Source organism: Allobosea sp. CER48 (assembly GCF_044752385.1).
Lineage (GTDB): Bacteria > Pseudomonadota > Alphaproteobacteria > Rhizobiales > Beijerinckiaceae > Allobosea.
Window position 1 is genome coordinate 1 of record NZ_JBIWYK010000397.1, and the last position, 2940, is coordinate 2940.

The following is a 2940-nucleotide window of genomic DNA, read 5'->3' on the forward strand; positions in this document are numbered from 1 at the left end:
GAGGCGGAAGTTCAACGCCGGCGGCGTTGAAGTCCGACCTTACCAGGGGCGGCGCGGGCCGGTGTCGATATGGATCAGCCCGTTCCAGTAGACATGGTGGCCGCCGACCTCCGGCAGGCCGCGTACCCATTCCAGCACGACGCGCGGGCGCACGCCCGGCACGCGGAAGTCCATGGCCTGGCAGCCCTTGTGATAGGAGCCGCGCCGCGCCCGCCAGGGCGGCCGCCAGGTGGAGGTCACCTTCACCGCGCCGTAGCGGTCGACGATCTTGCCGAGGGTCTGCTTCAGGGTATCCGGCAGGCAGGCGACGGAGGTGCCCGGATCGGTCGAGATGCCCGGCCTCTCGGGCTTCTCGTTGGGGTCGAAATCGGGCTCTGCCCCCGCCTTCTGGCCGGGTGTCAGCTTCGGCCACTCCACGCCCTCGTCGTCGTCGGCCTCACCGGGGGCGGGCAGGGTGCCCTGGGCGGGGGGCGTCGCCGAAGCGGCATCGGCCGAGGGCGTTTCGGGTGCCGGCGCCGCCGACGGGGTATCCTGGGAAACGCTGGCGACGGAGGGGACCGTCGTGGAGGCCGCGCGCGGCACGATGATGTCCGGCAGCTTCGGCGTGCCCTCGATGTCGAGGTCGAAGGGGCGTTGCGGCGGCAGCGGCGCGCGCACCATCTCACCCTCCTGCGCGAGGGTTGGAGCTGTGCAGATCAGGACGACAAGCGCGGGCACGAGGCCCGCGCGCAGGCAGGCACGGCTCATCGCGTCGTGGCAGCCGCAGAACGCGAGAGCGCGGAGGCGGGGCGAAGCTGTCGAAACATCGAAGGCCTTTCGGTGGAGCTTTCCCGCAGGGAACGATTCGGCGTGGTGAACGGGCTATTGCCGTCCCTGAAACCAAAAGCGAGCATTCTCGGCGGATTTCCGCCCCACGATCGAGGGGCGGCAAGGAGACAGCGACGAATTCTGCCCCATCCTGCGCTGCATTCAACCCACTCGCGCGATTGTGCGGCGCGGCGGAGTCTTGCTTCATTCTAATCGAGGGTCTAAGCGACTGGGCAGCGAGCCGCCGCGCGGCCGTCTGAAGTGAGTTCGACCATGCAAGCTCTTCCGGTGTCATCCATCCTGAGCGATTACCTCCCGCTGGTGTTGTTCATCGGCGTCTCGGCGGTCATCGGCCTGGCCCTGCTGATCGCCCCCTTCGCGATCGCCTATTCGAAGCCGGACGCGGAAAAGCTCTCGGCCTACGAATGCGGCTTCAACGCCTTCGACGACGCCCGCATGAAGTTCGACGTCCGGTTCTACCTGGTTGCGATTCTCTTCATCATCTTCGATCTCGAGGTCGCGTTCCTGTTCCCCTGGGCCGTCGCCTTCGGAAGCCTCGGCTGGTATGGTTTCTGGTCGATGATGATCTTCCTCGGCGTGCTGACGGTGGGTTTCGTCTACGAGTGGCGCAAGGGCGCGCTGGAGTGGGACTGACTGTCGGATCGCGGGGCGACGCTCCGTTTCCGGTCTGGCAGGCAAAGGTTCACGAGGATTAGGTTATGGCAATCACAGCGATCGATCGCGGCGACCCGCTCGTCGCGCCGGCACCGCGGGGGCTTCTCGGCCCGGACGGCAAGCCGCTCGGCACGCGTGATCCCTTCTTCGTCGAGATCAACAACGAGCTGGCCGACAAGGGCTTCCTCGTCACCGCGACCGACGATCTGATCAACTGGGCCCGCACGGGCTCGCTGATGTGGATGACCTTCGGTCTGGCCTGCTGCGCCGTCGAGATGATGCAGCTCTCGATGCCGCGCTACGACGTCGAGCGCTTCGGCTTCGCGCCGCGCGCCTCGCCGCGCCAGTCGGACGTGATGATCGTCGCGGGCACGCTGACCAACAAGATGGCTCCCGCGCTGCGCAAGGTCTACGACCAGATGCCGGAGCCGCGCTACGTCATCTCGATGGGGTCCTGCGCCAATGGCGGTGGCTACTATCACTACAGCTACTCGGTGGTCCGCGGCTGCGACCGCATCGTCCCGATCGACATCTATGTCCCGGGCTGCCCCCCGACGGCCGAGGCGCTGCTCTACGGCGTGCTGCTGCTGCAGAAGAAGATCCGCCGTACCGGCACGATCGAGCGCTGAGCGCTCCGTCGGTCGATGCTGCAGGCGATGAAGGTGAGACGATGAGCGAAGCGCTCGTAAAACTCGGCGAAGAGATCAAGGCCACGCTGCCCGGCGCGGTGACGGAGGCGGTCGTCGCCTTCGAGGAGCTGACCGTTCACGCCGAGGCGGCTTCGATCGTCGAGGTCCTGCGCACGCTCTACAGCGATCCGCGCTTCCGCTTCGTGAACTTCACCGACATCGCCGGCGCCGATTATCCGGGCCGCGAGAAGCGCTTCGACGTCGTCTATCATCTGCTCGCGCCGCATCATAACCGCCGCATCCGTGTGAAGGTCCAGACCGACGAGGCGACGCCGGTCCCCTCCGTCATCGACGTGTTCCCGGCGGCGAACTGGTTCGAGCGCGAGGCCTACGACTTCTACGGCATCCTGTTCTCGGGCCATCCGGACCTGCGCCGCATCCTCACCGACTACGGCTTCGAGGGCTATCCGCTGCGCAAGGACTTCCCGCTGACGGGCTTCGTCGAGGTTCGCTACGACGACGAACAGAAGCGCGTGGTCTACGAGCCGGTGAAGCTGAACCAGGAATTCCGCAACTTCGATTTCCTCTCGCCCTGGGAAGGCACCGACTACGTGCTTCCGGGCGACGAGAAGGCGAAGGGGGCGTGATGACGGCTGCGGCGGAAAAACTGTCCGGCGGTTGTCTCTGCGGCTCCGTCCGCTTCACGGCGGTTGCCGCGAAGCCCGAGATGGACGTCTGTCACTGCAACATGTGCCGGCGCTGGAGCGGCGGCGTGCTGATGACCGTGCCGTGCAACGATGTCGCGGTTGCCGACGAGACGCATCTCGGC

The 2940-nt window shown here is 66.5% G+C and carries 5 protein-coding genes; 4 read left to right on the plus strand and 1 reads right to left on the minus strand.

Annotated elements, in window-relative coordinates; genetic code table 11:
• Positions 1–39 precede the first annotated feature (39 nt).
• On the minus strand, positions 40–660 hold the full coding sequence (locus tag ACIPIA_RS13455) for a YcbK family protein (RefSeq protein WP_400510277.1): 621 nt from the start codon (positions 658–660) through the stop codon (positions 40–42).
• Between the two features lie 420 nt (positions 661–1080).
• On the opposite strand from ACIPIA_RS13455, the gene ACIPIA_RS13460 reads away from it, so the two are divergent.
• The 4 genes from ACIPIA_RS13460 to ACIPIA_RS13475 form a co-directional block, all read left to right on the plus strand.
• Entirely contained in the window at positions 1081–1461 is a 381-nt protein-coding gene (locus ACIPIA_RS13460) for an NADH-quinone oxidoreductase subunit A (RefSeq protein ID WP_400510278.1), read from the plus strand.
• A 65-nt stretch (positions 1462–1526) separates the two neighbouring features.
• Positions 1527–2111, plus strand: coding sequence for a NuoB/complex I 20 kDa subunit family protein (locus tag ACIPIA_RS13465; protein ID WP_400510280.1), 585 nt, complete (start codon positions 1527–1529; stop codon positions 2109–2111).
• A gap of 41 nt (positions 2112–2152) precedes the next feature.
• On the plus strand, positions 2153–2758 hold the full coding sequence (locus ACIPIA_RS13470) for an NADH-quinone oxidoreductase subunit C (protein WP_400510282.1): 606 nt from the start codon (positions 2153–2155) through the stop codon (positions 2756–2758).
• Positions 2758–2940, plus strand: a 183-nt coding sequence (locus tag ACIPIA_RS13475) for a GFA family protein (RefSeq protein ID WP_400510284.1), incomplete at its 3' end; no start/stop codon positions are given. The genes ACIPIA_RS13470 and ACIPIA_RS13475, both read left to right, overlap by 1 nt.